The organism is Kribbella sp. NPDC051137, assembly GCF_040682535.1.
GTDB lineage: Bacteria > Actinomycetota > Actinomycetes > Propionibacteriales > Kribbellaceae > Kribbella > Kribbella karoonensis.
Genome location: NZ_JBFBBI010000001.1, coordinates 1,178,134 through 1,204,924 on the forward strand (window position 1 = coordinate 1,178,134; position 26,791 = coordinate 1,204,924).

24 protein-coding genes are annotated in these 26,791 nt (G+C 69.0%); 18 read left to right on the top strand and 6 right to left on the bottom strand.

Going from position 1 to position 26,791, the window contains the following annotated elements:
- The first annotated feature begins 1 nt into the window (after window position 1).
- Complete coding sequence (locus AB0M51_RS05560) at window positions 2–847, top strand: hypothetical protein (protein WP_344197014.1); 846 nt, start codon at window positions 2–4, stop codon at window positions 845–847.
- On the opposite strand, the gene AB0M51_RS05565 is transcribed toward AB0M51_RS05560, so the two are convergent.
- A complete protein-coding gene (locus AB0M51_RS05565) occupies window positions 831–1,310 on the bottom strand; it encodes an NUDIX domain-containing protein (protein ID WP_344197013.1) in 480 nt (159 codons plus the stop codon). The two genes, AB0M51_RS05560 and AB0M51_RS05565, sit on opposite strands and share 17 nt — an antisense overlap.
- A gap of 244 nt (window positions 1,311–1,554) precedes the next feature.
- Between AB0M51_RS05565 and AB0M51_RS05570 the strand changes: the two genes are divergently transcribed.
- From AB0M51_RS05570 to AB0M51_RS05580, 3 genes are read left to right on the top strand one after another with little or no spacing between them, the layout of a single operon-like run.
- Complete coding sequence (locus AB0M51_RS05570; protein ID WP_363748172.1) at window positions 1,555–3,306, top strand: hypothetical protein; 1,752 nt, start codon at window positions 1,555–1,557, stop codon at window positions 3,304–3,306.
- Window positions 3,303–4,199: a carbohydrate ABC transporter permease gene (locus AB0M51_RS05575; protein ID WP_344197010.1), complete on the top strand. Its 897-nt coding sequence runs from the start codon at window positions 3,303–3,305 to the stop codon at window positions 4,197–4,199. Before AB0M51_RS05570 ends, AB0M51_RS05575 begins: the two co-directional genes overlap by 4 nt.
- A 4-nt stretch (window positions 4,200–4,203) precedes the next feature.
- Window positions 4,204–5,178 (top strand): ABC transporter permease subunit, encoded by a 975-nt coding sequence (locus AB0M51_RS05580; RefSeq protein ID WP_344197008.1) that lies wholly within the window; start codon window positions 4,204–4,206, stop codon window positions 5,176–5,178.
- Between the two features lies 1 nt (window position 5,179).
- Here AB0M51_RS05580 and AB0M51_RS05585 read toward each other — a convergent pair whose 3' ends face one another.
- Window positions 5,180–6,436, bottom strand: coding sequence for a polysaccharide biosynthesis protein (locus tag AB0M51_RS05585; protein WP_363748174.1), 1,257 nt, complete (start codon window positions 6,434–6,436; stop codon window positions 5,180–5,182).
- A 115-nt stretch (window positions 6,437–6,551) separates the two neighbouring features.
- Between AB0M51_RS05585 and AB0M51_RS05590 the strand changes: the two genes are divergently transcribed.
- Window positions 6,552–9,236 carry an alpha-(1->3)-arabinofuranosyltransferase family protein gene (locus tag AB0M51_RS05590; RefSeq protein WP_363748176.1) on the top strand — a complete coding sequence of 895 codons (2,685 nt, stop codon included), beginning with the start codon at window positions 6,552–6,554 and terminating at the stop codon, window positions 9,234–9,236.
- On the opposite strand, the gene AB0M51_RS05595 is transcribed toward AB0M51_RS05590, so the two are convergent.
- Both AB0M51_RS05595 and AB0M51_RS05600 read right to left on the bottom strand, forming a co-directional pair.
- Window positions 9,140–10,186, bottom strand: coding sequence for an acyltransferase (locus AB0M51_RS05595; RefSeq protein WP_363748178.1), 1,047 nt, complete (start codon window positions 10,184–10,186; stop codon window positions 9,140–9,142). The two genes, AB0M51_RS05590 and AB0M51_RS05595, sit on opposite strands and share 97 nt — an antisense overlap.
- Window positions 10,183–10,974, bottom strand: a complete 792-nt coding sequence (locus AB0M51_RS05600) for a class I SAM-dependent methyltransferase (RefSeq protein WP_363748180.1) — start codon at window positions 10,972–10,974, stop codon at window positions 10,183–10,185. Before AB0M51_RS05600 ends, AB0M51_RS05595 begins: the two co-directional genes overlap by 4 nt.
- Before the next feature lie 24 nt (window positions 10,975–10,998).
- Here AB0M51_RS05600 and AB0M51_RS05605 point away from each other — a divergent pair, with 24 nt between their 5' ends.
- From AB0M51_RS05605 to uvrB, 8 genes are all read left to right on the top strand, one after another.
- Entirely contained in the window at window positions 10,999–11,871 is an 873-nt protein-coding gene (locus tag AB0M51_RS05605; RefSeq protein WP_363748182.1) for a phosphotransferase, read from the top strand.
- Between the two features lie 262 nt (window positions 11,872–12,133).
- Window positions 12,134–13,612: a 30S ribosomal protein S1 gene (gene rpsA, locus AB0M51_RS05610; protein ID WP_344196996.1), complete on the top strand. Its 1,479-nt coding sequence runs from the start codon at window positions 12,134–12,136 to the stop codon at window positions 13,610–13,612.
- 87 nt (window positions 13,613–13,699) lie between these two features.
- Window positions 13,700–14,317: a dephospho-CoA kinase gene (gene coaE / locus AB0M51_RS05615; protein WP_363748184.1), complete on the top strand. Its 618-nt coding sequence runs from the start codon at window positions 13,700–13,702 to the stop codon at window positions 14,315–14,317.
- A gap of 201 nt (window positions 14,318–14,518) precedes the next feature.
- Window positions 14,519–15,640, top strand: a complete 1,122-nt coding sequence (locus AB0M51_RS05620; protein ID WP_344196992.1) for a PrsW family glutamic-type intramembrane protease — start codon at window positions 14,519–14,521, stop codon at window positions 15,638–15,640.
- Window positions 15,637–16,758 (top strand): PT domain-containing protein, encoded by a 1,122-nt coding sequence (locus AB0M51_RS05625; protein ID WP_363748186.1) that lies wholly within the window; start codon window positions 15,637–15,639, stop codon window positions 16,756–16,758. Before AB0M51_RS05620 ends, AB0M51_RS05625 begins: the two co-directional genes overlap by 4 nt.
- Window positions 16,755–17,705, top strand: coding sequence for a hypothetical protein (locus AB0M51_RS05630; protein WP_363748188.1), 951 nt, complete (start codon window positions 16,755–16,757; stop codon window positions 17,703–17,705). The genes AB0M51_RS05625 and AB0M51_RS05630 overlap by 4 nt, the downstream gene beginning before the upstream one ends.
- Before the next feature lie 40 nt (window positions 17,706–17,745).
- Complete coding sequence (locus AB0M51_RS05635) at window positions 17,746–18,504, top strand: hypothetical protein (RefSeq protein ID WP_344196986.1); 759 nt, start codon at window positions 17,746–17,748, stop codon at window positions 18,502–18,504.
- 61 nt (window positions 18,505–18,565) lie between these two features.
- Window positions 18,566–20,683: an excinuclease ABC subunit UvrB gene (gene uvrB / locus AB0M51_RS05640; RefSeq protein ID WP_344196984.1), complete on the top strand. Its 2,118-nt coding sequence runs from the start codon at window positions 18,566–18,568 to the stop codon at window positions 20,681–20,683.
- A gap of 32 nt (window positions 20,684–20,715) precedes the next feature.
- On the opposite strand, the gene AB0M51_RS05645 is transcribed toward uvrB, so the two are convergent.
- Both AB0M51_RS05645 and AB0M51_RS05650 read right to left on the bottom strand, forming a co-directional pair.
- Entirely contained in the window at window positions 20,716–21,321 is a 606-nt protein-coding gene (locus tag AB0M51_RS05645; RefSeq protein ID WP_363748191.1) for a PadR family transcriptional regulator, read from the bottom strand.
- 27 nt (window positions 21,322–21,348) lie between these two features.
- Window positions 21,349–22,881, bottom strand: coding sequence for an FAD-dependent monooxygenase (locus tag AB0M51_RS05650; RefSeq protein ID WP_363748193.1), 1,533 nt, complete (start codon window positions 22,879–22,881; stop codon window positions 21,349–21,351).
- A gap of 35 nt (window positions 22,882–22,916) precedes the next feature.
- On the opposite strand from AB0M51_RS05650, the gene AB0M51_RS05655 reads away from it, so the two are divergent.
- The 5 genes from AB0M51_RS05655 (at window position 22,917) to AB0M51_RS05675 (ending at window position 26,787) form a co-directional block, all read left to right on the top strand.
- On the top strand, window positions 22,917–23,285 hold the full coding sequence (locus tag AB0M51_RS05655; RefSeq protein WP_363748195.1) for a VOC family protein: 369 nt from the start codon (window positions 22,917–22,919) through the stop codon (window positions 23,283–23,285).
- Entirely contained in the window at window positions 23,278–23,628 is a 351-nt protein-coding gene (locus AB0M51_RS05660; RefSeq protein ID WP_363748197.1) for an MmcQ/YjbR family DNA-binding protein, read from the top strand. Before AB0M51_RS05655 ends, AB0M51_RS05660 begins: the two co-directional genes overlap by 8 nt.
- Window positions 23,625–24,590, top strand: coding sequence for an Lrp/AsnC family transcriptional regulator (locus AB0M51_RS05665; protein WP_344196974.1), 966 nt, complete (start codon window positions 23,625–23,627; stop codon window positions 24,588–24,590). Before AB0M51_RS05660 ends, AB0M51_RS05665 begins: the two co-directional genes overlap by 4 nt.
- Window positions 24,591–24,679: 89 nt before the next feature.
- Window positions 24,680–25,516 carry an NAD(P)H-binding protein gene (locus AB0M51_RS05670; RefSeq protein ID WP_363748199.1) on the top strand — a complete coding sequence of 279 codons (837 nt, stop codon included), beginning with the start codon at window positions 24,680–24,682 and terminating at the stop codon, window positions 25,514–25,516.
- 266 nt (window positions 25,517–25,782) lie between these two features.
- Window positions 25,783–26,787, top strand: coding sequence for a TerC family protein (locus tag AB0M51_RS05675; protein WP_344196970.1), 1,005 nt, complete (start codon window positions 25,783–25,785; stop codon window positions 26,785–26,787).
- Window positions 26,788–26,791 lie beyond the last annotated feature (4 nt).

The following is a 26,791-nucleotide window of genomic DNA, read 5'->3' on the forward strand; positions in this document are numbered from 1 at the left end:
GATGGAGGCGAACCGGCCGTTCCGCTGGGACCTGATCCGGCCGGACAACCTCGGCTCGCTGCTCGACGACGTCCAGATCTGGGAGCTGTTCTTCCTCGACGACCTGATCCGCTGCGCGGCGCGGGTGCTGGGGCAGTGCGGCAACGGTGAGCTGTACTTCGTCGGGCGGTCGGTGGACAGCCTGTTCGATCTGCTGAGCGGGGCGTTGGCGGACACGGAGTGGAGCTCGCGGCTGCATCCGCTGCCGTTGTCGCTGTTCGGGTCGGACGGGCAGGCGCTCACCGGCGGTGAGCTGCGGCAGCTCCGGACGAACCTGGCCGCGGACGGGCTGGCGCCGGCCGAGCTGATGCGCGGGCGGCCGACGGTGTTCGTCGACCTGGTCCACGAGGGATCGACGTTCGAGAACCTGTACGCCGTGCTGCGCCGGTGGGCCGACGACGAGCGCGCGCAGTGGGACGTGATCCGGCGGCAGGTGCGGTTCGTCGGCATCACGGCCCGGAAGAAGACCAGCCCGAACACCTGGCGCTGGCAGCAGCACGCCGGGTTCGCGGCGGAGCTGCCGGCGTCGGCGATCCGGAACGTGTCGCTGGACGCCCGGATCTGGTCGTACTTCGGCGACTACCAGTACAAGACCGCCGCCTCGTTCCGCCGGACCCGCTGGACCGATCCGGAGGTGGCGGACCCGCGCCGGGACGAGAAGACGCGGATGGCGCTGGCCGAGGCGGTGAAGCTGGTCGCGGCCGCGCGGACGCCGAAGGTACGGCGCCGGCTCGCGGAGCTGCTGGTCCGGGAGCCGGCGGTCAGCGCGCGCTGGCTACGCGACCTGCAGGTCAGTCTGCGGCGGTGACGTAGACCGGCTGGTCGGCGGGGGAGAGGGCGCGCCGGAGGCGGAGGTGCTCCCCGTCGGTCAGGTCGGGCAGGGCGTCGAGCGGCCACCAGCGGACGTCGGTGGACTCGTCGTCGTTGACCCGGGCCTCGCCACCGAGCGGCCGGCAGCTGAAGCAGAGGTCGAGGAACTGGACCCGGTCACCGTTCGGGTAGGCGGCCGGCGGCGTGGCCTCGATGCTGAGCAGCCGGTCGACGCGGGCCTCGACCGCGGTCTCCTCCTGGATCTCGCGGACGACGGCGACCGCGGGCTCCTCGCCCGGCTCGAGGATCCCGCCGATCAGGCTCCATCGGCCGTTGTCGGCCCGCTTGACCAGCAGCACCTCGTCCTGGTCGTTGAGCACCACCGCGCTCAGCCCGGTCAGCCAGAGCAGGTCGTGCCCGATCTTCTCGCGCAGGTCGAGGATGAACTTCGGTGTCGGCATGCCCCGACCCTATCGACCCCCTCGAGACGGGTTACTTGACGCAAGAAAGTCGGGCCCGGAATCGCAAGCAGTAAACGCTTACGCGCAAGATACCGACAGTCACCAACCGATCCCGGTCAGTGGTCGGCGACCTCTTCCGTCAACTCACTTTCTATGTCATTCTCCCGGGCAAGATCCGAGATCCTATTGGATATTGCTATCGGATATTTCGTCTTTGTTCCGACCCAGCCGCCTTGGAGGAACCATGTCGAACGATCACGCACGCCCGGGAGTCAGCCGCCGGTCACTGCTGTCCGGCGCCCTCGGGCTCACAGCGGCGACAGCCGCCGGCGGCCTGCTCAGCGCCTGCAGCGGCGGTGGCAGCGCAGGCAGCGCGGCAGCGGGCGCGGGTGACGTGGTCCCGAGCGTCACGCTCGGCCCGAAGCTCGCCACGGTGCAGTACCCGGAGGGGTACGTCGGCCCGGTCGCCCGCGCGCTGAAGCCGCTCACCAGCGAGAAGGTGACGTTCAAGATCGTCGTACCGCAGGACGTGACGATCGGGGACTGGAAGACCAACGCCTTCACCAAATGGCTGGAGCAGAAGACGAACGTCCACATCGAGTGGAACCAGATCGGCGGCACCGCCGACGACATCATGACCAAGGTGAACGCGATGATCGCGGCCGGCGACATCCCGGACGCGTTCATGGGCGTCTCGTTCACCCGCTCGCAACTGTTCCTGTACGGCCAGCAGGGCCTGTTCACCGACGTCGGCCAGTACATCGGCGCGTACGCGCTGAACCTGCAGCAGGCGATGAAGGACTACCCGGACACCCGCAAACTGGTGCAGGCGCCGGACAAGAAGATCTACTCGTTCCCGAGCATCAACGACTGCTACCACTGCCGGGCCAGCAACGGCCGGACGTTCCTGAACACCGACTGGCTGCAGCAGGTCGGCCTGGACGTTCCGAAGACCACCGACGAGTTCCGCGAGGTGCTGCGCGCTTTCAAGAAGGCCGACCTCGGCGGCAACGGCAAGACGATCCCGTTCGCCGGCTACAAGGACGCCGCGCTGGACTCGTACTTCATGAACGCGTTCCTCTACAACCCGGGCGACCCGTGGCTGGTCGTGAACGACGGCAAGGTCGACGTCACGTTCGACAAGGACGAGTGGCGCGAGGGTCTCAAGTACCTGCACGGGCTCTACCGCGAGGGGCTGATCAACAAGGACGTGTTCACCGCCGACCAGGACCAGATGGAGCGCTACGGGAATTCGCCGGGCAAGCCGATCATCGGGGGCGCCCGCTCGTACTACTGGGGCGGCTTCGTCGACATCGACCAGAAGGACCCGAACGCGCGCTGGCGCAAGTACCAGGCGATCCCGCCGCTGGAGGGCCCGAACAAGGTCCGGTACGCCGCCTGGAACTACCTCGGCGTCGGCGTGGACGTGGCCAAGCTCGTGATCACCAAGAAGTGCGCCAAGCCGGAGCTGATGGTGATGTGGGCCGACGCCCAGATGGAGCTCGAGGCCATCCTGCGCGCGTACGGCGGCCCGCAGTTCGCGTGGGCGAAGAAGGGCGAACTGGGGATCAACGGCAAACAGGCGATCTATGGGTTCGACGCGACCTGGAACACCGCGAAGAACCCGAGCTGGAGCCAGGACAACGCGATGTACCGGTCCCAGGACTTCCGGCTCGGCGAGAAGGTGAACCCGAAGGACCTGACGTTCGAGCAGCCGCTGTACCAGCAGACCGTCGACAGCTACTTCCCGTACAAGCAGCCGCAGGAGATGCAGTTCCCGCCGGTCACGCTCGACCAGGACCAGGCGGCGCAGGAGGCCGAGCTGAAAACCAACCTGAAGAACGAGGTCTCCCAGTCGCTGTCCCGGTTCGTCACCGGCCAGCTCGACCCGAACGACGACGGCGCGTGGAACGACTACAAGGACCGGGTCGCGAAGATCGGCGTGAAGCCGTACCTCGACCTGCAGCAGGCCGCCTACGAGACGTACAACTCATGAGCGCCACTGCCACCCAGGACACCCGTTCGGACAAGATCGTCTCGGCTTGCATCTACACGGCGCTGGGCCTGTTCTGTCTCGCCGTCCTCTACCCGATCGTCTACGTGCTCAGCGCGTCGGTCAGCAACACGAAGAAGGTCGCCGCGGGCGAGGTGTGGCTGTGGCCGGTCGGCTTCACGCTGGACGCGTACAAGGCGGTCTTCGACTACAAATCCATCGTCAGCGGCTTCGGCAACTCCGTGTACTACGCGGTCGTCGGAGCCGTGGTGGCGACGGTCCTCACGCTGCTCGCGGCGTACCCGCTGTCCAGGAAGGGCCTGCCGGGCAAGGGCCTGATCATGGCGGCGTTCGTGTTCACGATGATGTTCAGCGGCGGGCTGATCCCGACGTACCTGGTGGTCGACAAGCTCGGGTTGCTGAACACCCGCTGGGCGATCATCCTGCCGGCCGCGCTCGCGGTCTGGAACGTGATCATCACCCGGACGTACTTCATGGTGACGATTCCCGAGGAACTGGTCGAGGCGGGCAAGGTCGACGGCTGCAGCGACTTCGGGTTCTTCTGGCGGATCGTGCTACCGCTGAGCAAGCCGATCATCGCGGTGAACCTGCTGTTCTACGCGGTCGGGCAGTGGAACTCGTTCTTCAACGCGCTGATCTACCTGACCAACGAGCACCTGTTCCCGCTGCAGGTGATCCTCCGGCAGATCCTGATCCAGTCGAAGATCGACCCGTCGCAGATGCCGGACACCAGCAAGCTGATCCAGCTGAAGGAGCTGCAGCAGCAGCTGAAGTACTCGCTGATCGTGATCGGGATGATCCCGCCGCTGCTGGTCTACCCGTTCGTCCAGAAGCATTTCGTCAAGGGGGCCATGATCGGCTCCCTGAAGGGATGACCGCATGACGACACTGAACGCCGCCCGGACGGCGGCCACCCACAAGCGGGACCGGACCGCGAAGTCGTCGGTCGGACTGGGGCTGCGGATGCGCCGCAACTGGCAGCTGTACGCGATGCTCGCCCTGCCGCTGATCTGGCTGGCGGTCTTCGCCTACTGGCCGATGTACGGCGTGATCATCGCGTTCAAGGACTACAACGTGGTGTCCGGGATCTGGGGCAGCCCGTGGGTCGGGTTCAAGCACTTCGAGCGGTTCGTGGAGTCCTACCAGTTCTGGCGGCTGATCAAGAACACGGTGTTCCTGCACGTGTACGAGTTGCTCGCGACGTTCCCGTTGCCGATCATCCTCGCGCTCTGCCTGAACACCGTCCGGAAGAAGTGGTTCAGCCGGTCGGCGCAACTGATCACGTACGCGCCGCACTTCATCTCGACGGTGGTCGTCGTCGGCCTGCTGGTCGTCCTGACCAACCCGAACACCGGCGTCGCGAACCAGTTGCTCGGGCTGTTCGGGCTCGGGCCGGTCGACTTCATGGGCGATTCCGGACTGTTCCGGCACCTGTACGTCTGGTCCGGGGCGTGGCAGACGATGGGGTTCTCGGCGATCATCTATCTGGCCGCGCTGACCAGCGTGCCGCCGGAGCTGCACGAGGCGGCGATCGTCGACGGGGCGTCCCGGCTGCGGCGGATGTGGCACATCGACCTGCCGGCGATCGTGCCGGTGGCGGTGATCCTGCTGATCCTGAACATCGGCTCGATCCTGTCGGTCGGGTTCGAGAAGGTGCTGCTGATGCAGAACAACCTGAACCTGGACGTGGCCGAGGTGATCGACACGTACGTGTACAAGATCGGTCTGGCGTCGGCGGTTCCGCAGTTCAGCTATGCGACCGCGATCGGGCTGTTCCGATCGGTGATCGGGCTCGTGTTGCTGGTGCTGGCGAACACCTTCGCCCGGCGGTTCGCCAGGTCCAGCCTCTGGTGAGTCAGCTGGACTGCCGGTGCAGTCCGGTGGCGAGTGCGCCGGACAGGAGGAGCGCGCAGGTGCTGGTCATGCCGGCCAGCACCTTCACGCCGGTCAGGCCGCCGGCGATGCCGGTGCCGAGCACGATCCCGGCGGCGACCGCGAGTACGACGAGCCCGAGCCAGATCACCAGCGCGGCGCGCTTCTCCTGCTGCGCGATCGCGGCGTACACGACGAGCTGCAGTACGGCGTACGCCGAACCGGCGACGGCGAACAGCCAGGTGTACGGGCCGAGCGGGGCGTACTTCTCCTTGCCGCCGATCACCTCGACCACGATTCCGGGCAGGATCAGCGTCCCGGCGACCGCACACGCGCCGAGGCCGGCGACAGCGAAGATCGCCCGGCGGAGCCGGACTGTGTCGCCAGGGGAGTTCGCCAGCGACGGGAACACCAGCACGATCACGAACTGCGGGAGGAACAGGCAGGCCTTCGCGATGATCAGCCCGGCCGCGTAGTACCCGCTGTCCTTCTCGTCGAGCAGCGCCCTGGCGAACAGCACGTCGGCGTTCGCCAGCGCGAAGAAGGCGAGCAGGGTGTGCGTGCCGTGCACGGTCTCCCGCAGTACTTCCTTGATGTCCTTGCCGGCCGCTCCGCCCGAGCCGCGGAGGAAGAACTGGCCGAGGACGGCCGGTACGGCGGCGCCGACCGCGAGGCCGGCCATGGCCCAGTCGAGGGACGGGTGGATGATCAGCGCGCCGCCGCCGAGGACCAGCCTGCCGATGCCCGCCGCGGTGTAGACGGCGGCCAGTTCGGTCCAGCGGTGGCTGCCCTGGAGGATGCCGAGCTGCGACCCCATCAGCGTGAGGCCGCCGAGCGTCGGGGCCAGCAGCAGGATCGCGATGACCGAGTCGACGTGCAGCAGCCACATGAACACCGGCGTCAGCACCAGGCAGAGCACCGTCAGCGCGAGCGCCGACCGTCGGCCGGCCTTCAGCATCGCGTCGGCGAGCGTGGCGGCGCCGTCCCCGGTGTGGGTGGCGAGCTGCCGGGCGCCGGCGGCCTGTAGGCCGAGGGACGCGACGTTCCCGATCAGCAGCAGGCCGAGCAGCGCGGTGATCGCGCCGAACTGTTCCGGCATCAGCCGCCGGGACCCGATCAGCGTGAAGCCGTACGCCGCCACGTTCATGATCGCCATCGCGACCGCGACGACCGTGGCACTGCGCAGGAAGCTCTTACGGGGAGCCTGCGGTTGCGGCGCCGGAGTGGTGCCAGAAGTCATGCGTGCTGCCTCGGCTCGATCGGTGGCGAAAACGGTACTGGTGTGAGATTTGCCCGACCTCACGGTACGGCAACGATGCCACTGCGGAGCCGCCGGATCCGTTAATGTCCCGCCGGTGAGGAGGCTGACAGCAGGGAGTTCCGAACAGGTCGTCTGGCGGGCACGGCTCGTTCTGGGCTGCCTGGCGCTGATCGCCCTCTGCTTCCAGCACGCTCCCGGCCTGGTCGTGCCGGACCGCAAGCTCGAGCTGACTGCCGGACCGGGCGGCTTCCTGTCGCGGGCCATGCACCTCTGGGACCCGCACACGGCGTTCGGCCAGTTGCAGAGCGACGCCTATGGTTACCTGCTGCCGATGGGGCCGTTCCACTGGTTGCTGGACACGCTGTCGGTGCCGGACTGGATCATCCAGCGCCTCTGGTGGTCGCTGGTGCTGTGCGTCGCGTTCCTCGGTATCTGGAAGCTCTGCAACGTCCTGCAGTACGGCGTGCCCTGGACGCGCTTCGCGGTCGGCCTGCTGTACGCGCTGGTGCCACGGGCGTTCGGTGAGCTTCCCATCGAGGTGTGGCCGATGGCCATGGCCCCATGGGTACTGCTGCCGCTTGTCTCACCACGCATCCGTTCCGGTTGGTGGCGGGCCAGTTGGTCGGCTGTCGCCTTCGCACTGATCGGTGGCGCCAGCCCGGCCGGAAACGCGGCCGTCCTCGTCCTGGCCGCGCTGTGGTTGGTGCTGCGAGCACGGGTGAAGCTGACACTCGTCTGGCTCGGCTTTGTGGTGGCCGCGTCGATCTGGTGGCTCGTGCCGCTCCTGATGCTCATCCGGTACGGCGCTGCTCCGCCAGGGCCACGGTGGTTGCCTGTGGCGGGCACCGTCGTCGCTCTACCGCTCGCGCTCGCGGCGGCGCACTACCTGCCGCGGCTGACCACGCTTTCCGTGTCACGCGGCATCAACCGTCGCGTTGTCCCTGTCCTGATCACCAGCCTCGCCGCGGCTGCTGCTCTTCCGGTGATCCTGATGCAGCCCGCCGGCGCGTTCGCCGCGATACCGAAGCACTGGGAGCGGGCGGCTGGCTGGCTCGATGGCCAGTCCGCGCCGGGCAGTGTGCTCGTCCTGTCGACCTCCAACGAGCCATTGGCCGCTCTGGTGAAGCGGCCGATGGCTGCGCTCACCGACGACCTGTGGAACCGCGTGGACTCCGGCGTCGGCGACCAGACGCTGCGGCAGGAGCTGACCCGGGACGGCGTCCGCTACGTTGTCGTGCGCAACGATCTGCCGGACGCTACGCCGGCGCTCGCGATCCACGAGAGCCTGGCCGACGCCGGCATCGGGCGGGTCGCGTACTTCGGCCCCGCGGGCGAGACCCGGCTGCCGTACCCGAGCGTGGAGATCTACGACGTCGGCGCCACCACTCCGGGGCGGCTGATCCCGCGGTCCCGGCTGGTCGCGGTCGACGGCAGCGCGGACGACGTACCGACGGTGGTGACCGCACTGGGCGGCCAAGGAGCCGCCGTACTGCGGGCGGACGCGGGCGGCAAGGTCGACGGACTGCCGCTGGTCGAGACCGACAGCCGGGACAACGACCAGGAGCCGAGTGCCGTCGTACTGCGGAACAAGCAGATCGGGCGCTCCGCTTGTCTGCATCTGGGAGCGCGGGCCCTGTGCAGCCCGGAGCAGGCGGAGAACTCCGCCGAGCCGAACGGGCTGTCCCGGGCCATCCGCATCCCGGAGGCCGCGTCGTACGAGTTGCGCGGGACCGCGCTGGCGAAGGACGGCGAGACCCTCGAGCAATTGCTCACCGTGCCGGGCGCGATCACCGCGACCGCGTCGTCGCGGGCGATCGCCGCGCCCGAGGGCCGGCCCGGTGCGGCGGTCGATCGCTCCACCGGGACGGGCTGGCTCGCGGCGTCGGACGACCCGAGGCCGAGCCTGACGCTGACATTGCCGACCGCGAGGGACGTGCACGGGCTGCGGTTCCAGGCGGACGCGTACCTGAACGGGTCGCGGCCCGCGGCGGTGACGCTGCACTTCGACAACAGCACGCCGGTGAACGCGACTGTCGATGCCGGCGGGTACGTCCGGTTCCCGACCCGGCACACCCGGACCGTGAAGATCGACTTCACCGCGACCAAGCCGCTGCAGGACGCCCGGACCAGCCCGGTCGGCGTCTCCGAGGTGGAAGTGCTCGGCGCCGACGAGCTGCGGAAGGCGGTCGACCCGAAGCGGCACGTTCCGGCGTACTGCGGTAACGGGCCGGCGGTCCGCGTGGACGGCGTACCGCTGCGGACACAGGTCGCGGCCACGATGCAGCAGCTGCTCCTGCGGCAGCCGGTGTCGTTCAGTCTGTGCGGCTCGTTGGAGGCGGTCCCGCTGCGGTCCGGGCAGCACCAAGTGGAAGTGCAGTCCAACGGTGGGCTGGTGCCGATCGAGACGACGTTGGCGAAGGCCGGGCTCGGTGACGTCAAGGCTCAGCCGATCCAAGGCGTGGACGTGTGGCGGTCGAACCCCACCGAGCTCACGGTCGAGGTGCCCGGTGCGGACGAGCAGTCCGTGCTGGTGGTGGCGCAGAACTACGACGAGGGCTGGGAGGCGTACGACGGGAGCGGCCTGAAGCTGACGCCGATCCGCGTCGGCGGCTGGCAGCAGGGCTGGCTGCTTCCGGCCGGACAGGAGCAGGTCGTCACGGCACGCTTCATGCCGGACAGGACCTACCGGGCGGCGCTGCTGCTCGGGCTGGTCGCGCTGCTGTCCGTCTTGGCCGTGGGCGTCTTCTTCCCCAAGACGGGACGCTCCAGAAGGCGGTAGCTGACTGCTGCGAGCGCTACGGCCCCTAGCAACATCAGAGGGAGCTGTACGGCGAACGGTCCGCGCAGCAGCCCTAGTACGACGAACTGGTACACGACGACGCCGTACGAGAGGTGTGCGGCGATCTGCGCGGGTCGACCGCCGAGAACGCGGACAGTCCTCGCGCTTGGTGTCAGGACCGGGAAGAGCGTGCAGGCGATGGCAACCGTGTACAGCAGGCTCTTGACCAACGCCTGCGCCGGTGTGGGTGTCGAGTGGTCGTACGGGCCGGCGATCGGGGTGGCTGCGATCAGCAAGAGGGCTGCCGCGATACCCCAGAGCGTGCCGGGGACCCTGGTCAGCGTATCGAGCGTGGAGGGGCCGAGTCGCCCGGTGGCGCGGGCGACTTGCCACAGCGCCATACCCATACCGACGGCGTACCAGCCGAGGTACCCGGGCAGCCAGAGACCGGCGTCCGGGTGGCCGGTGGCCGTGACGGCGGCCATCCACACAGGTCCGAGAACGGTCAGCGCGACCAGGACGAGGAGCCGCCAGCGCACACTGCGCCGGGTGGGGCGTTCGTACCCGGTCAGCAGCCGGCCGAGGCCAGGGAGGAGTAGGTAGAACGGGAGCGGTGTGAATGCGGCCCAGCGCAGGTACGCCGTCGCGGGGTGCGGGACGAAGACTATGGACAGCAGCACCGCGACCAGTAGCGCCGGGAGGATGCGTAGGGCGCGGCTCCGGAGGTAGGGCAGGGTCAGCGGGGGCAGGGTGCCCGAGAACCACGCCAGCACGTGCGGCCGGTACAAGAGGAAGCCGGACAGCGCGCAGAAGATCGCCCAGCCGACGTCCAGCCGCGACACAACACCGGCCAACGGTGCGTGCGTGTGCAGACCGACCTGTGAGATCACCACCGCGAGCGCGGCGATCACCCGCAGGCCGTCGACTGCCGGGAACCGGGTGTCCTTCATGGTTTGTGGGCCGTCCAGATCGCCGTGCCGGGGACGAGCGGGCCGCGGACCGGCCCCCAGCCGCCCCAGATCAGGTCGTGCCCGGCCGGCCATTCCGGCTCGAGCAGGTCGTCGACGACGAAGCCCGCGCCGGTGAGCGCGCGGATCCAGTCGCCGGTGGTGCGGTGGTGCTCGGCATAGACCGGCGTACCGGAGTCGTCGACCTCGACGTACGGCGTGCGGTCGAAGTACGAGTGGGTGATGCGCAGCCCGGCCGCCGACGGGTCGTCGGGCATCGTCCAGCGGAACGGGTGTGTCACCGAGAACACGAGCAGTCCACCCGGCCGCAGGACGCGGGCGACCTCGCGGAACGCCGTACCGACGTCGGCCACGAACGGGAGCGCGCCGAACGCCGAGCAGACGATGTCGAACGCGGCGTCACGGTAGGGGAGCGCGACGGCGTCCGCGGCGACCGTGCGGACCGCGGTGCCGGTGCGTTCGTCCAGCGTCTTCGCGATCCGCAACTGCTCGACCGAGATGTCGAACGCCACCACGTCGGCGCCTTGCGTCACCAGCCACCGCGAACACTGCGCGGCGCCGCACCCGACCTCCAGCACCCGCCGGCCGCGCACCGGCCCGAGCAGCCGCGCGTCCGCCTCGTCGACCCCCTCCGGCGACCAGACGAACCGGTCCTCGCCGAGGAATTCGCCGTGCTCCGCGAGGTACTCGTCGGCGACCTCGTTCCAATAGGTACGGCTGGCCCGCGACGTCTGCGCTTCCGTCAGCTCAACCCGTACCGGCTCGTTCACGCCGCACACTCTAGTGTCGGACCCATGGTCGACTTCGCAGCCAGTGCTGTTCCGCTCGCCGGTGGGTACGGCGGGCAGACGTTCGCGGTGAGTGCCGGGGGCGAGGACGCGGTCATCAAGTTCTACGCCAACGATCCGGGGCGGGCCGCGGTGGACGCCGCGCTGCTCGAGCTGGTCCGCGGGCTGTTGCCGGTGCCGCGGGTGCTGGACCTCAAGCGCGACGGGTCGTACGAGGAGCCGCCGTACCTGCTGACCGAGCGGCTGCCGGGGGTGAACCTGCAGGTGTTCCTGGAGACGGCCTCCGACGAGCAGCGCCGGACGGTCGGGACCCAGCTGGGGGAGTTGCTGGCGAGGTTGAGCGGGATGCCGTTCCTGCGGCCGGGCATGTTCCGCGACGACGAGCTCGGGGTCGAGCCGTTCGGGACGGGTGACCTCGTGGAGTACGTCGCGGGGCTCCGGCTGGGGCTCGCCGACGGGTTCGCCGACGTGATCGACGAGGCGGAGGAGCTGCTGGCCGGCGGCGTGGACCGGTTCTGCCTCGTGCACAGCGACTTCAACCCGAAGAACCTGCTCGTCGACCCGGACACCGTGCGGATCACCGGCCTGATCGACTGGGAGTTCAGCCACGTGGGATCGCCGTACGCCGACGTCGGCAACCTGTTGCGGTTCTCCGAGGACAAGGTGCTCGCGGGCGCCGTTCTGGCCGCGCTGCGCCCGATGGGGCTGGGGGACCGGCTCGTCGACCGCGGACGGGCGGCCGATCTGTGGGCGCTGCTCGACCTGGCCGGGCGGGCGGCCGAGCACGAGATCGCGGCCCGCGCGCACCGCCTGGTCTCCCGGATGGCGGACACGGGCACGCTCGCCGGCGGCCGCCCGGACCTGGACGTCGTACATTGAGATCAGCTGTAGTTGTCGGGCACGTCGGGAGACCTCGGCGGGCGGCCGGTGATGCCGGGTGCCCCAGGTTGTGCTGTCCGAGTCAAGACCGGTATTCTGTGAGATGCGCTATGGGCCCGCGCGACCTCGGACGGAGCAGGCTCGTGACTCGCAGCAGCTCGGTGGTGAATCTGTCGTCTTCTGGCAATCCCGCGGTTTGGTGCGATCCAACGGTTCATGACGCGACCGCACAACACCACCAGTCCACGGAGCAACCCACCACATGACGGCCAGCATCGAGGCTCCCCTCGACCCCGCAGTTCGCACCACCCCGCAGGTAGCGGTCAATGACATCGGGTCGGAGGAAGACTTCCTCGCGGCGATCGATCAGACCATCAAGTACTTCAACGACGGCGACATCGTCGAGGGCACCATCGTCAAGGTCGACCGGGACGAGGTCCTGCTCGACATCGGTTACAAGACCGAAGGCGTGATCCCCTCCCGCGAGCTGTCGATCAAGCACGACGTCGACCCGAACGAGGTCGTCAACGTCGGCGACCACGTCGAGGCCCTGGTTCTCCAGAAGGAGGACAAGGAAGGCCGTCTGATCCTCTCGAAGAAGCGCGCCCAGTACGAGAAGGCCTGGGGCACGATCGAGAAGATCAAGGAAGAGGACGGCGTCGTCACCGGAACCGTCATCGAGGTCGTCAAGGGTGGTCTCATCCTGGACATCGGCCTCCGCGGCTTCCTGCCGGCCTCGCTCGTCGAGATGCGCCGGGTCCGCGACCTCCAGCCGTACGTCGGCCAGGAGATCGAGGCGAAGATCATCGAGCTGGACAAGAACCGCAACAACGTGGTCCTGTCCCGCCGGGCGTGGCTGGAGCAGACGCAGTCCGAGGTGCGGATGAACTTCCTCACCCAGCTGCAGAAGGGCCAGATCCGCAAGGGCGTCGTGTCCTCGATCGTCAACTTCGGTGCGTTCGTGGACCTCGGCGGCGTGGACGGCCTGGTGCACGTCTCGGAGCTGTCCTGGAAGCACATCGACCACCCGACCGAGGTCGTCGAGGTCGGCCAGGAGGTCACCGTCGAGGTGCTGGACGTCGACATGGACCGCGAGCGCGTCTCGCTGTCGCTGAAGGCGACCCAGGAAGACCCGTGGCAGCAGTTCGCCCGGACCCACCAGATGGGCCAGATCGTGCCCGGCAAGGTCACCAAGCTGGTTCCGTTCGGTGCGTTCGTCCGCGTGGAGGAGGGCATCGAGGGTCTGGTGCACATCTCCGAGCTGGCCGAGCGGCACGTCGAGATCCCGGAGCAGGTCGTCCAGGTCAACGACGACGTCATGGTCAAGATCATCGACATCGACCTGGAGCGGCGCCGGATCTCGCTGTCGCTCAAGCAGGCCAACGAGGGTGTCGACCCGGTCTCGGACGACTTCGACCCGACGCTCTACGGCATGACGGCGACGTACGACGACCAGGGCAACTACATCTACCCGGAGGGCTTCGACCCGGAGACGGGCGAGTGGCTCGAGGGCTTCGACAAGCAGCGTGAGGAGTGGGAGCGGCAGTACGCCGAGGCCCACGCGCGCTGGGAGGCCCACAAGAAGCAGATCGAGGAGGCCAAGACGGCCGACGTGGAGGCCGGCGAGGCATCGTCGTACTCCTCGGCCGCTGCCCCGAAGGACGACGCTCCCGTCGAGGGTGCGCTCGCTTCCGACGAGGCGCTGCAGGCGCTCCGCGAGAAGCTGACCGGCCAGGGCTGATCAGTTCGACCCTTCGAAACCCCCGCACCCGGCTCCGGGTGCGGGGGTTTCGCACGTCCGGGCCGGCGGGCTGGATAGGGTGCTGGGGTGTTGAGAGTGGGACTGACCGGCGGGATCGGGTCCGGGAAGAGTGCGGTGTCGGCGCGGCTGGCTGATCGTGGGGCTGTGGTGATCGACTCCGACCTCCTGGCGCGGGAGGTCGTCGCGGCCGGAACCGACGGACTGGCCGAGGTGGTGGCGGCGTTCGGGGACGGCGTACTGACGGCCGACGGCGAGCTGGACCGGCCGGCGCTGGGGAAGATCGTGTTCGGCGACGAGGCCGCCCGACGGAAGCTCGAGGCGATCATCCACCCGCGGGTCCGGGCCCGGGCCGCCGAGATCGAGGCGGCCGCGGCGAGCGACGCGATCGTCGTCCACGACATCCCGCTGCTGGTGGAGACCGGCCAGGCGGACCGGTTCGACCTGGTGCTGGTGGTCGACGTACCGGTCGAGGTCCAGGTCGAACGGCTCACCGCGCAGCGCGGGATGGCCGCCGCGGAGGCCGAGCAGCGGATCGCCAGCCAGGCGTCCCGAGCGGACCGGCTGGCGGTCGCCGACGTCGTGGTCGACAACTCCGGGAGCCTCGACGACCTGGATCGGCGCCTGGACGAGCTGTGGGCAACGTTCGAGCACCGGCTAAGGCACGGTCCGGACACGAAAAGGTGACCCCTGCGCGGGAAATGATGCTCCCGGGACCCCCTGTACGAGAATCTGTCCCGGTCCGGCCCGCACCGTTCGGGGCCGGACCCGGCCGGTGCAGCCCGCACCGGTCCGGACGTCCGAGGTTGGGAGGATGGCGTGGTCTGCCCGCGCTGTAGCTCTGACGTCCCCGATGTGTCGCACTTCTGCCACCACTGTGGCAACGACATGCGCACCGGGGACTCGAAGCGGAAGAACGCGTACGCCGCCAGGCCCGATGAGCCGGTGGCGTCCTTCAAACTTGTCTCGACGATCATGCCGCAGGGATCCGGCAAGCAGCCGTACACCTACAAGGTCGCGCTCGGCATCGCCCTGCTGCTGACCGTGGTGACGGCCGCGCTCGGCGCGCTCCCGGTGGCGATCATGATCGCGGCCTTCGCGATCCCGATCGTCTACATCATCTACTTGTACGACGTGAACCTCTGGGAGGACGAGCCGATCCCGGTGGTCGCGGCGGCCTTCGTGCTGACCGGGCTGCTCGCCTGGCTGTTCACCTGGATCTGGTCGGACAAGATCGGCCTGTCGCTCGACTCGCTCGGCAGCAACAGCGCCGGACCGTCGCTCCGGGACCTGCTGATCCTGCTCCTGCTGGTGCCGGTGGTGTCCGAGCTGATCCGGCAGATCGGCCCGCTCTACCTGGCCTCTCGGCCGCGCTACGACGACCTGATGGACGGGTTCACGTTCGGCGTCGTCGCCGGCGTCGGGTACGCCTGCTTCGAGACGCTGGTGCTGCACTGGGGCTGGATCAACGGCGGCTTCGCCGGTCCGGGCAGCAGTGCCGGGACGTGGATCTCGATCGTCGTGCTGCACGGCTTCGTCAAGCCGTTGGTGTACGGCTCGGCGACCGGTCTCGCGGGTGCGGAGTTCTCCGGCCTGGGCGAGGGGTACGACGGCTTCACGCCGCGCTGGGTCGGCGGCCTGCTGCAGGCGATGGCGGTGAACGCGCTGTTCCAGGGCGGGATCTACCTGCTCGGTTTCGTCGGCGGCCGCGGCTCCACGATCGGCGCGGTGCTCGGCGTCGTCTGGGGCGTGCTGCTGCTCGGCGCGCTGATCATCCGGGTCCGGACCGTGCTGCACACGGGTCTCCTGGAAGCGGCGCTGGAGTCGGCCGCGCGTGGCGGTTCGAACCATGCGTCCGGTGAGCTGGCGTTCTGCTCGCGCTGCGAGATGCCGCTGCTCCCGCAGTCCGACTTCTGCTCCGCCTGCGGCAACTCGGTGCGTTCGGTACCGAAGTCCGCGCGCGGGGTGACCGCACCGACCGCTGCGACGAGTGGAGAGACGCAGGCATGAGCAACCAGCAGCAACCGCCGTACGGCGGCCAGGGCGGACAACCGCCGTACGGCGGCCAGCCGGGACAGCAGCCTGGTTACGGACAGCAGCAGCCTCCTCAACAGCCTCCACAACAGCCTGGCCAGCAGCCTGGCCAGCAGCAGCCTGGGTACGGTCAGCCGCAGCAGCCGGGGCAGTACCAGCAGCAGCCCGGGTACGGCGGTCAGTACCCGCAGCAGGGCCAGCAACCAGGCCAGCAGCAGGGTCAGCAGCCGGGGCAGCAGTCGTTCCCGGGGCAGCCTGGCCAGCCTGGCCAGCAGCAGTATCAGCAGCCGCAGCAGGGCTACCCCGGCCAGCAGCAGTACCAGCAGGGGTTCCCGGGTCAGCAGCAGCAGTACGGTGGCCAGCAGTGGGGCGGTCAGCAGCCTCCTCGGCGTGGTGGCAACAGCAAGACCCTGCTGATCGCCGGCGGTGCGTTCGCCGCGGTCGCCATCATCGGCGTGATCCTCGCGCTGATCTTCAAGGGCGGCAACGACGACACGGCCGACCCGACGCCGACCACCTCGTCCGCGCCGACGGCGAACCCGACCGACGGGCCGACGGGTGAGCCGACCGCGAACCCGACCGGCGAGCCCACGGCCGAGCCGACCGCGCAGCCGACCAACCAGCCGAGCACCGGCAGCGACGAGGGCATCGCGGTTGCCGAGGGCATCTACGTGAAGCCGCAGCCTGGCTACGTCCGGCAGAGCCTCGACGGCTACAAGGGCGTGTTCCTGGTCAAGCAGGGCGAAGGCCTGTTCATGGTCGCGGCGGCGAAGACCAGCGAGTCCAGCGAGTCGATCCTGGCCGACGTGGTCAAGGCCAACACCAAGTCGCTGTCCTCGGTGCAGACCAAGCAGGTCAAGACCGCGAAGCCGGGTCCGGACGACAAGACGCCGGTGAAGGTTCTGATGTCGCAGGCGTACTCCGGCGTCACGACCTCGCAGAGCGGCAGCTTCGCGGTGGTCGGGTTCGTCGCGGTGATCGAGCGCAACGACGGCGTGATCACGGTCGCGCAGGCGTACGGGCGTAAGGACAAGCTCGCCACGCTCGACCCGGACTCGACGGCGATGCTGAAGTCGGTGGTCCAGAGTCAGTGAGCGGAAAGCGCGACAAGGGTCCTGCCGGTAACCCTTGGGTCAACCAGCCGGGACCGGACGAGGTCCAGAGCGACGAGCCGGAGGAGCAGCTTCCGCCGTCGCCCTGGAACCTCGAGGTGCAGCCGCCCCCGTCACCGTGGGGCGGCTCTGCCGCGCCCGGACCCAACCCGCCGAACGACCCGAACGGCCCGGGCGGTCCCGCCGGCCCGGGCGGTCCGGGTTCCGGTCCGGCGACGCAGACCTCGTCGTCCTGGGGCGACAAGGTGGGCCCGCCGTCGCTGCGCCGTCCGCCCCCGCAGAAGAAGCGCCCGAGCATCCCGCCGCTGCTGATCCCGATCGGAGCCGGCCTGCTGGTGGTGGTGATCGTCGCGATCGTGCTGGTCGCGCTGTCCGGCGGCGACGACAAGGCCGGCCCGGACAACCCGCCGAGTACCCCGGTCAGTACGCCGGCCGCGCCGAAGACGTCGTACCAGCCGCCGTCGAACGCGATCCCGGTGGGCTTCGGGGTGTCGGTGGTCCCGGCCCAGGGCTGGACGCTGTACACGAAGGAGAAGGCCGGCAAGCAGCTGGCGATCTATCCGCCCGGCAGCACGGGCGACGCGGGGGCTGCACGGGCGTTCTTCTGGGTCCGCCAGAAGCGCGACGTGACGGCGAACGCGTACCTGATGGGCATCGTCGAGGGTGAGACCGAGAAAGAGATCACCGAGCTCGGCAGCGTACGGAACCTGCCGTGCCCGAAGGACGTCCTGGTGGAGTGCGTTGCGATCGACTACACCTCCACCTTCACGAAGAACGGTGCCGAGACGAAGGTCAAGGGCTCCATCGAGGTGTACCGGCGCAAGGACGGTGTGGTCACCGCGCTGGACTTCCGGACCAACGCCGACTTCGCCCCGAAGGCCGAGGCGGACGCCGCGACCATGAAGAAGTCCGTGATCGACAGCCTCTGAGCAGCAGCTCGTGTCCCCAGAACTACCGCGAGGAACAACCATGAGTCAGCAGTACGGTCCACCGCCGGGCCCGCCGCCGGCCCCCGCCCCGGCCCCCGGCGGCTGGGGACCCGGCCCGTCGCGCCCGAACCATCCGCCGAAGTCGAGCAAGCTGCCGTGGATCATCATGGCCGGCGCGATCGTCGCGGTGCTGCTGGTCGCGGTCGGCGTCGTCCTGCTGGTGACCGGCAAGGACGACGGCAAGACCGCCGCGGAGAAGTCGCCGGAGCCGCTCGGCACCATGTACACACCGTCACCGACGCCGACCCCGAACGACTCCAAGGGGCCGAACGACGTCGGGGTCGAGGTCGGGTACGGCGTCTGGTTCACGCCCTCCAAGGGCTGGCTCCCGGACTGGGACAAGACCAAGGCCGGGAAGAACTACATCCTCCAGCAGTTCAACGCCCGCGGCCTGATCGACGGGTACTACTGGGTCCGGCAGACCACGCTGTACGACGCGAAGGGCTTCGCCGAGCACCTGGTCGACGTCGAGTCGAACGGGATGCAGGGCGTCCGGATCGGCAAGGGCGCCGAGTGCAAGCCGGCGAACCCGAACATCAAGACCTGCTACGCGCTCACCTACACCGGTGACTGGGTGTCGAAGGACGGCCGGCACGTCGCGATGCAGGGCTTCGTGACGGCGTACCAGGACCAGTTCGACCGGGTCACGGCGACCGACGCGGCCCTCGAGACCCGGGTGTACAAGCGCCGGGTGAACGAGCTCCAGTACATGAACGCCAGCCTGATCAAGAGCTTCTGACCCGCCCCGCTCGGCGGGTGTGTTTTAGAAACTGTCGGCGGGCGGCCGTACGGTGGAGGGCATGAGACAGGTGTCGGATCTCCAGCGGATGGTCGCCCCGCTGAAAGTGGTGTCGGACTTCGAGCCGGCGGGTGACCAGCCGGCCGCGATCGCGGACCTCGAGCGGCGGATCAACGCCGGCGAGCAGGACGTCGTGCTACTGGGCGCGACCGGTACGGGTAAGACCGCGACCGTCGCCTGGCTGGCCGAGAAGATCCAGCGGCCGATGCTGATCCTGCAGCCGAACAAGACCCTCGCCGCCCAGTTCGCGAACGAGCTGCGCCAGTTCTTCCCGGCCAACGCCGTCGAGTACTTCGTGTCGTACTACGACTACTACCAGCCAGAGGCGTACGTCCCGCAGACGGACACCTACATCGAGAAGGACTCCTCGATCAACGAGGAGGTGGAGCGGCTCCGGCACTCCGCGACCTGGTCGCTGCTGACCCGCCGCGACGTGATCGTGGTCGCCACCGTCTCCTGCATCTACGGCCTGGGCTCCGCCGACGAGTACCTGAACCGGATGATCCACGTGAAGGTCGGCACCGAGATGGACCGCGACGGGTTGCTCCGCAAGCTCGTCGGCGTGCAGTACGCACGCAACGACCTGGCCGGCACCCGGGGCACCTTCCGGGTCCGCGGCGACACGCTCGAGGTCTTCCCGGTGTACCAGGAGCTCGCGGTCCGGGTGGAGTTCTTCGGTGACGAGATCGAGCGCGTGATGACCCTGCACCCGCTGACCGGCGAGGTGCTGTCCGAGGAGGACGAGGTCTACATCGGGGCGGCCACCCACTACGTGACCGCGCCGGAGCGGATGGAGCGGGCGATCACCTCGATCGAGGCGGAGCTGGAGGAGCGGCTCGCGGAGCTCGAGCGCAACGGGCAGCTGCTGGAGGCGCAGCGGCTGCGGATGCGTACGACGTACGACATCGAGATGATGCGCCAGATCGGCACCTGCTCCGGGATCGAGAACTACTCGCGGCACACCGACGGCCGCGAGCCGGGGACCGCGCCGCACTGCCTGCTGGACTACTTCCCCGAGGATTTCGTGCTGGTCATCGACGAGTCGCACGTGACGGTCCCGCAGATCGGCGGGATGTACGAGGGCGACATGTCCCGGAAGCGGACGCTGGTCGAGCACGGATTCCGGCTGCCGTCCGCGATGGACAACCGGCCGCTGCGCTGGGAGGAGTTCCTGGAGCGGATCGGCCAGACCGTCTACCTGTCCGCCACCCCGGGGCAGTACGAGCAGGACAAGTCCGACGGGTTCGTCGAGCAGATCATCCGGCCGACCGGTCTGGTCGACCCCGAGGTGATCGTGAAGCCGACCAAGGGGCAGATCGACGACCTGATCCACGAGATCCGGGTCCGCGTCGAGCGCGACGAGCGGGTGCTGGTCACCACGCTGACCAAGAAGATGTCCGAGGACCTGACCGACTACCTGCTGGAGATGGGGATCCGGACCAGGTATCTGCACAGCGAGGTGGACACGCTGCGCCGGGTCGAGCTGCTCCGCGAGCTGCGGATGGGCGAGTTCGACGTACTGGTCGGCATCAACCTGCTCCGGGAGGGCCTGGACCTGCCGGAGGTGTCGCTGGTCGCGATCCTGGACGCGGACAAGGAAGGCTTCCTGCGGTCGGGCCGGTCGCTGATCCAGACCATCGGCCGGGCCGCCCGGAACGTGTCCGGCCAGGTGTTCATGTACGCCGACAAGATCACCCCGTCGATGGAGCAGGCGATCGACGAGACGAACCGGCGGCGCGCGAAGCAGATCGCGTACAACGAGGAACACGGGGTCGACCCGCAGCCGCTGCGGAAGAAGATCGCGGACATCACCGACATGCTGGCCCGCGAGGACGCGGACACCGCCGAGCTGCTCGGCTCCGGCCGCACCCAGTCCCGCGGCAAGGCCCCGGTGCCCGGCGGCGGCAAGGGCCGTGCCGGTGACCGGGCGGGGGAGAAGGCGAAGGAGCTGGCCGGTGGCCTACCGTCGTCCGACCTGGCGGACCTGATCCAGCAGCTCACCGACCAGATGCACAACGCGGCTGCCGAGCTGCAGTTCGAGGTCGCGGCCCGCTTCCGCGACGAGATCTCCGAGCTCAAGAAGGAGCTCCGCCAGATGACCAACGCCGGCGCGAAGTAGCGCCGGCGAGGACCGCATCGCCCGCTGTTTGTCTAGCCGGTGATGCGGTCCAGGAAGCCGCGGAGCCAGGTCAGTTCGGCTTCGGCCATCGCCCGCCGGTACTCGTGGTCCGCCAGGTCCAGGAGGCTCGGCGACCGGTCGGCCGCGGCCAGCCCCTCCTCGGTGGCGGCGTCGAAGGCGACCAGTTGCCGTTCGGCGGTTCGCAGCCGCTCGACGAGCGCGGTGACCATTTCGTCGTGCGGGAGTGCCGAGGCGAAGGAGAGGGCGGCCGGGAAGCTCGGGTACTCGTTGATCGGCGTACTGAGCAGGTCCCGCACCCATCGCCGGGACAGCTGCCGTCCGCGGTCGGTGGTCAGGTAGAGGGTGCGCTCCGGTCGGCGTTCTTCCCGAGCGGTCTCCACCGCTTCGATCAGCCCGTGGCGTTCGAGCCGGCCGATCGTCTGGTAGATCGCGTTCGCCTGGGTGACGTTGATGACCTGGTCCTTCTGCCACTCCCGGATCCGTTGCCGCAGTCCGTACGGGTGCTGCGGGTGCCCGGTCAGCAGTACCAGCACGGCCATCGCGAGCGGCGAGCGTCGTACCGTCGCGTCCTGCTCGTGGTCCGCTGACTCCCGGTCGCTGCTCGCCGCTCGTGCCATGACGTCATCCTGCCATCGGGGCGCGACCTACCGATCGAGAGCCAGCAACGACGGCATCACGCCGGCGAGGTGCTCCGGGGCGGTTCCCGTCCACGCGACATAGCCGTCAGGACGGATCAGGCTCACGAGTGGCGAAGGGCCGTAGCTGCTCCACCGCGGTTCGGTGCCGATCCGGTACCCCTCGACAGGCATCGTCGGCTGCACCTGGCGGATCGCGTCGAGCCAGGGCTGCGGGTCCGTCGGAGCGAACAGGACGTAGCTCCGACCGAAGAGGTCGTGGGTCGAGATCTGGTTGTCGATCCAGACGTGCGGCGCGCGGCAGCCCGGGCGGACCGTCCGGTCGAGCGTGTCGCCGAAGACCGTCGTGTGGTCGGCGCCGGCGACCGCGTCGGACCGGTAGCGCTGGCCGAGCGTCCAGAGTTGGTCGTCGGTCGTGTCGTCCTCGACCGTCGTACCGATGCGCTTCAGCTGCCTCTTCACGATCAGGTCCGACAGTTCGGCCGCGACCGTACGCCGTTCCGCCTCGTAGCTGTCGAGCAGCCTCTCACCTGCCCACCCGCGCAGCACCCCGGCCACCTTCCAGGCCAGGTTGTGCCCGTCCTGAACGCCGGTATTGGCGCCCATGGCACCGGCGGGCGGCCAGGTGTGCGCAGCGTCGCCGGCCAGGAAGACCCGACCGGCGCGGTACCGGTCGGCCAGGCCGATCGTCTGCTGCCAGCCGGCCACGTCCTCGATCTCCACCGCCAGGTCCGGTACACCGACCGCCGCGCGGACCGCGGCGATCGCCCGTTCGGTGGTGAAGTCCTCGAGCGACTGACCGGCTGCCGGATCGTAGGCGACGTTGAGGCTCCAGCGGCCGGGCTCCGCGGTGGTCACCAGTCCGGCACCGACCGCGTCGTTCGCGATGATCCAGAACAGCGCCCGACGGGGTACGTACGGTGCGAGGTCTGCCCGGAACACGATGCTCGCCGAGTGCTGGATGACGCCCGGGCCGGTCCGCGGGATGCCCAGCTGCTCGCGGATCGGGCTGCGCTGCCCGTCGGCCGCCACCACGTACCGCGCCTCGACTGTGGAATTTGCCCCGGTCGCGAGGTCGCGCAGTACCGCGGTCGCCCGGTCCTCGTCCTGAGTCAGGGACACCAGTTCGGTGCCGAAGCGGTACGACGTACCGCGGGTGCGGCCGGCCGCGATCAGGATCGGCTCGATCGCGCTCTGGTCGGCCTGGCAGAACTCGGACGGGCTCAGGTCCGGCCACGCCTTCGGGGCGTCGTCGGCGAACAGCCAGTGCCAGTCACCGGCGAGTGTCTCGCACCGGGCGACGCCCCAGTCGTCCGCGAACGGCCGGCCCGCGGCGCGGATCTCCGCCTCGAGCCCGACGGCCCGGTAGAGCTCCATCGTCCGCTGGTTGATGCCCCGGGCCCGCCCCTGGATCGAGGCGCCGGCGTGCCGGTCGACCAGCACCGTCCGGACGCCGAGCTCGCCCAGGAAGACCGCGGTGGCCAGCCCGACGAGCCCGCCGCCGACCACCAGCACTTCAGTAGTCTCATTAGCAATAGTCATATTATGACTATACATGCCGGTCGTAGGGTGTGTGCGTGTTCGATCACTTGTCATTGCAGTGCGACGACCTCGCGGCGAGCCGGCGGTTCTACGAGCTGGTGCTGGGGCCGCTCGGGGTCGGGGTGACGATGGACTTCGGAGACGTGCTCGGCTGGGCCGCGGCGGACGTTGTGCCGAAGTTCTGGCTCGGCGCGCAGACGACCGGAGGCAAGCAGCGCGAGATCCACCTCGCGTTCACCGCGCCGGACCGGGCGACCGTCGACGCCGTGCACCGGGCGGCGGAGGAGTCCGGGGTCGAGGTGCTGCACGCGCCTCGGGAGTGGCCCGAGTACCACCCGGGCTACTACGCCGTTTTCCTCCGCGACCCGGACTCGAACAACGTCGAGGTCGTCACGCATGCCTGAGCGGCTGACCGGGAACGACCTGCGCGAGTACTGCCTGGCGAAGGCGGGAGCCTGGCCGGACGAGCCGTGGGACGGCGACACCGTGGCGAAGGTCGGCGACAAGATCTTCGCGTTCCTCGGCGCGAGCGGTGTCGGCCTGAAGTGCGGGGCGAACCGGGACGAGGCCGACGAGCTGGTCGCGGCGTACCCGGACGACGTCCGGAAGATGGCGTACATCGGGCGCGCCGGGTGGAACACCGTGCAGCTCGGCGGCGCGGTCCCGGACGACGAGATCCTCGAGCTGGTCGACACGTCGTACGACACGGTCGTTTCCAAGCTGCCGCGGCGCCTGCGTCCGACGTGACGTACGACGAGCTCGACCGGGAGCTGCTGCACGCGTTGTCCATCGACGCCCGCGCGCCGTTCCGCCGGCTGGGCGAGGTGCTCGGCGTGTCCGACCAGACGGTGGCGCGGCGGTACGCACGCCTGCGCGAGAGCGGGGCGCTGCGGGTCACGGCGCTGAGCCACCCGGGACGGACCCGCGAGGTGCAGTGGCTGCTCCGGGTCCGTGCCGTGCCGAGCGCGGCCGGTGAGGTCGCGGATGCGCTCGCCCGGCGGCCCGACACCAGCTGGGTGAACCTTTGCGCGGGCGGTACCGAGATCGAGTGCACGGTGTACGGCGCGGACGTCGGGCCGCTCCTCCTCGAGGTCCTGCCCCGGACGCGGCAGGTGCTGGACGTGGAGGCTGCCGAGGTGCTTCAGGTCTTCTACGGCGGCGCGGGGTCGCCGTACGCCAAGGCGGGACCGTTGCGCCCGGAGCAGGTCGCCGTACTCGAGCAGCCTGCCCCTGAGGCTCGTACTGACACCGTCGTGCTCGAAGGACTCGATCGGCGGCTCTTCGAGGAGTTGCGCACCGACGGACGGGCGTCGATCGAGCAGTTGGCGAAGGCGTGCGGTGTCTCCGGGCCGACTGTCCGCCGCCGGCTGCACGCGTTGGTCGCCGGCGGGGTGATCAGCTTCGACGTCGATGCGGAGCCGGCGCTGCTGGGACTGCCCGCGCGGGCCATGCTCAGGCTGGCGGTCACGCCGGATCGTCTCGACGCGGCCGGGCGCGCCCTCGCCGAGCACACCGAGGTCGCGTTCGTGGCCGCGACCACGGGATCGACCTCCCTGTACGCCGCGATCGGGAGCCACTCGCCGGACGGCCTGTACCGCTACCTGACCACGCAGATCGCCGGGCAGTCCGGCGTCACGCAGGTCAACCTGACGCCCGTGCTACGCACGGTGAAGGCTGCCACGACACACTACCGACGCTCTGTCGGATAACGACGTCCGAGCGGCATCGGTTGTCGAGATCGGAACACTCCCGGGCGATCGGGCGTGGCTGCGGGGCGGATTCGAGCAGGCTGGTCGGCATGACCACTCTTGTCATCGGTGCGCGTGGCGCCGTCGGCCGGCACGTCGTCGACGGGCTGCTCGCCGCGGGTACGCCGGTCCGCGCCTCGGTCCGCGATCTCGCCAAGGCTGACTTCGCCCCGGGCGTCGACGTCGTACAGGCCGACCTGACCCAGCCGGACACCCTGCCCGCCGCCCTCGACGGCGTCGACCAGGTCTTCCTGTACGCCGAACCCAGCGGCGCGGCCGACTTCGGCAAGGCCGCGCTGGTCGCCGGTGTACGGCGTCTGGTGCTGCTGTCCTCCGGCAGCGTTCTGGTGCCCTGGGCAACGGCCAACCCGATCACCGTCGAGCACCGGACGACCGAGGAGCTGCTGGCCGGCAGCGGCCCGGAACTGGTGCCGATCCGGCCGCTCGTGCTGGCGAACAACGCCCGGAACTGGGCGTCGTCGATCAGGTCCGAACGGGTCGTCCGGCTGGTCCACCCCGGGTCCGTCTCCGCGCCGATCCACGAGCGCGACATCGCGGAGGTCGCACTCGCGGCACTGTCGGGCGCCGATCCGCGGGAGGTTTCCGCCCTGCTGACGGGTGCTGAGCCGATCACCCTCCGCGACCAGGTCGGGCTGATCGCCGCGGCCGTCGGGGAGCCGATCGCCGTCGAGGAGATCGACGAGACGCGGGCCCGGGAGATGTTCGGCGTGGGGGAGCCCGGGACCGTCGAGGCGATCCTGGACTTCGTCCGCCGGGGGACCGGGGAGGGCGGCTGGTTCCGGACCGGCACCGCCGAGCGGGTCCTCGGCCGCTCGCCCGTGCCGTTCGCCGCCTGGGCGCGTGATCATGTCGCGGAGTTCCGCTGACTTCGATCGATCGGAAGGCAATAGATCACGCGCTGCAACTATTCCCGGATCGGATTGTGATCAAGGACCCGGGGCGGGGATTTGGAATCTCGGACGCCGAACCGTCAGAATGGTCGCGGAGAAGGGGAGTATTCCTTTCGCGGCGGCATCGTCATCACGGCCGGGGTTCGTCCCACGGCCCGGTGCCCCCGGTCTCACCGATCACACCCGGTGAGGCGGAAGAGACCTTCGGAGTGGATGTTCTCGTCTGAGCTCCGGAGGATTCTGTGCACGTTGCTGACTATGTCTGGTACATCACCGTCGGCCTGCTGCTCGCGCTGCTGGCCTTCGACGTCTTCATCATCGGCCGTCGGCCGCACGAGCCGAGCACCCGCGAGTCCGCGACCGCGATCGCGTTCTACATCGGTCTCGCGGCGGTGTTCGGGCTCGGCGTGTGGTGGTTCTCCGGCGGGCAGTACGCCGGGGAGTTCTTCGCCGGCTGGCTGACGGAGTACAGCCTGAGCGTCGACAACCTGTTCATCTTCCTGATCATCATGGCCAGGTTCCAGGTGCCGCGGCAGTACCAGCAGACCGCGCTGCTGATCGGGATCATCCTGGCGTTGGTGTTCCGCGGGGTGTTCATCGCGGTCGGCGCGGCGGCGATCAACCAGTTCTCGTGGGTCTTCTACCTCTTCGGCGCGTTCCTGGTCTACACCGCGATCCACCTCGCGAAGCAGGGTGAGAACGATGACGACGACTTCAAGGAGAACGCGGTCATCCGGTTCGCGAAGAAGCGGCTGAACGCGACCGACGAGTACAACGGGGTCAAGCTGACGCTGGTGAAGAACGGCAAGCGGCTGGTCACCCCGATGGCGATCGTGATCATCGCGCTCGGTACGACGGACCTGCTGTTCGCGCTGGACTCGATCCCGGCGATCTACGGGCTGACGCAGGAGCCGTTCCTGGTGTTCACCGCGAACGTGTTCGCGCTGATGGGGCTGCGGCAGCTGTACTTCCTGCTCGGCGACCTGCTGAAGCGGCTGGTCTACCTCTCGCTCGGGTTGTCGGTGGTGCTGGCGTTCATCGGCGTGAAGCTGGTCCTGCACGCGATGCACGTGAACGAGCTGCCGTTCATCAACGGCGGCCACCACATCGGCTGGGCCCCGGAGATCCCGATCTGGTTCTCCCTCGGCTTCATCATCATCACCCTCGGCATCACCACGGTGGCCAGCCTCGCCAAGTCCCGCAAAACCCCCACCAACCACCCCGAACTCCACCCCAAAGAGTCCTGAGAAA

Coding starts and splice junctions, on each gene's coding strand:
- AB0M51_RS05560 (WP_344197014.1), top strand. CDS start 2: ATGGAGGCGAACCGGCCGTTCCGCTGGGACCTGATCCGGCCGGACAAC.
- AB0M51_RS05565 (WP_344197013.1), bottom strand. CDS start 1,310: ATGCCGACACCGAAGTTCATCCTCGACCTGCGCGAGAAGATCGGGCAC.
- AB0M51_RS05570 (WP_363748172.1), top strand. CDS start 1,555: ATGTCGAACGATCACGCACGCCCGGGAGTCAGCCGCCGGTCACTGCTG.
- AB0M51_RS05575 (WP_344197010.1), top strand. CDS start 3,303: ATGAGCGCCACTGCCACCCAGGACACCCGTTCGGACAAGATCGTCTCG.
- AB0M51_RS05580 (WP_344197008.1), top strand. CDS start 4,204: ATGACGACACTGAACGCCGCCCGGACGGCGGCCACCCACAAGCGGGAC.
- AB0M51_RS05585 (WP_363748174.1), bottom strand. CDS start 6,436: ATGACTTCTGGCACCACTCCGGCGCCGCAACCGCAGGCTCCCCGTAAG.
- AB0M51_RS05595 (WP_363748178.1), bottom strand. CDS start 10,186: ATGAAGGACACCCGGTTCCCGGCAGTCGACGGCCTGCGGGTGATCGCC.
- AB0M51_RS05605 (WP_363748182.1), top strand. CDS start 10,999: ATGGTCGACTTCGCAGCCAGTGCTGTTCCGCTCGCCGGTGGGTACGGC.
- rpsA (WP_344196996.1), top strand. CDS start 12,134: ATGACGGCCAGCATCGAGGCTCCCCTCGACCCCGCAGTTCGCACCACC.
- AB0M51_RS05620 (WP_344196992.1), top strand. CDS start 14,519: ATGCGCACCGGGGACTCGAAGCGGAAGAACGCGTACGCCGCCAGGCCC.
- AB0M51_RS05625 (WP_363748186.1), top strand. CDS start 15,637: ATGAGCAACCAGCAGCAACCGCCGTACGGCGGCCAGGGCGGACAACCG.
- AB0M51_RS05635 (WP_344196986.1), top strand. CDS start 17,746: ATGAGTCAGCAGTACGGTCCACCGCCGGGCCCGCCGCCGGCCCCCGCC.
- uvrB (WP_344196984.1), top strand. CDS start 18,566: ATGAGACAGGTGTCGGATCTCCAGCGGATGGTCGCCCCGCTGAAAGTG.
- AB0M51_RS05645 (WP_363748191.1), bottom strand. CDS start 21,321: ATGGCACGAGCGGCGAGCAGCGACCGGGAGTCAGCGGACCACGAGCAG.
- AB0M51_RS05650 (WP_363748193.1), bottom strand. CDS start 22,881: ATGACTATTGCTAATGAGACTACTGAAGTGCTGGTGGTCGGCGGCGGG.
- AB0M51_RS05660 (WP_363748197.1), top strand. CDS start 23,278: ATGCCTGAGCGGCTGACCGGGAACGACCTGCGCGAGTACTGCCTGGCG.
- AB0M51_RS05670 (WP_363748199.1), top strand. CDS start 24,680: ATGACCACTCTTGTCATCGGTGCGCGTGGCGCCGTCGGCCGGCACGTC.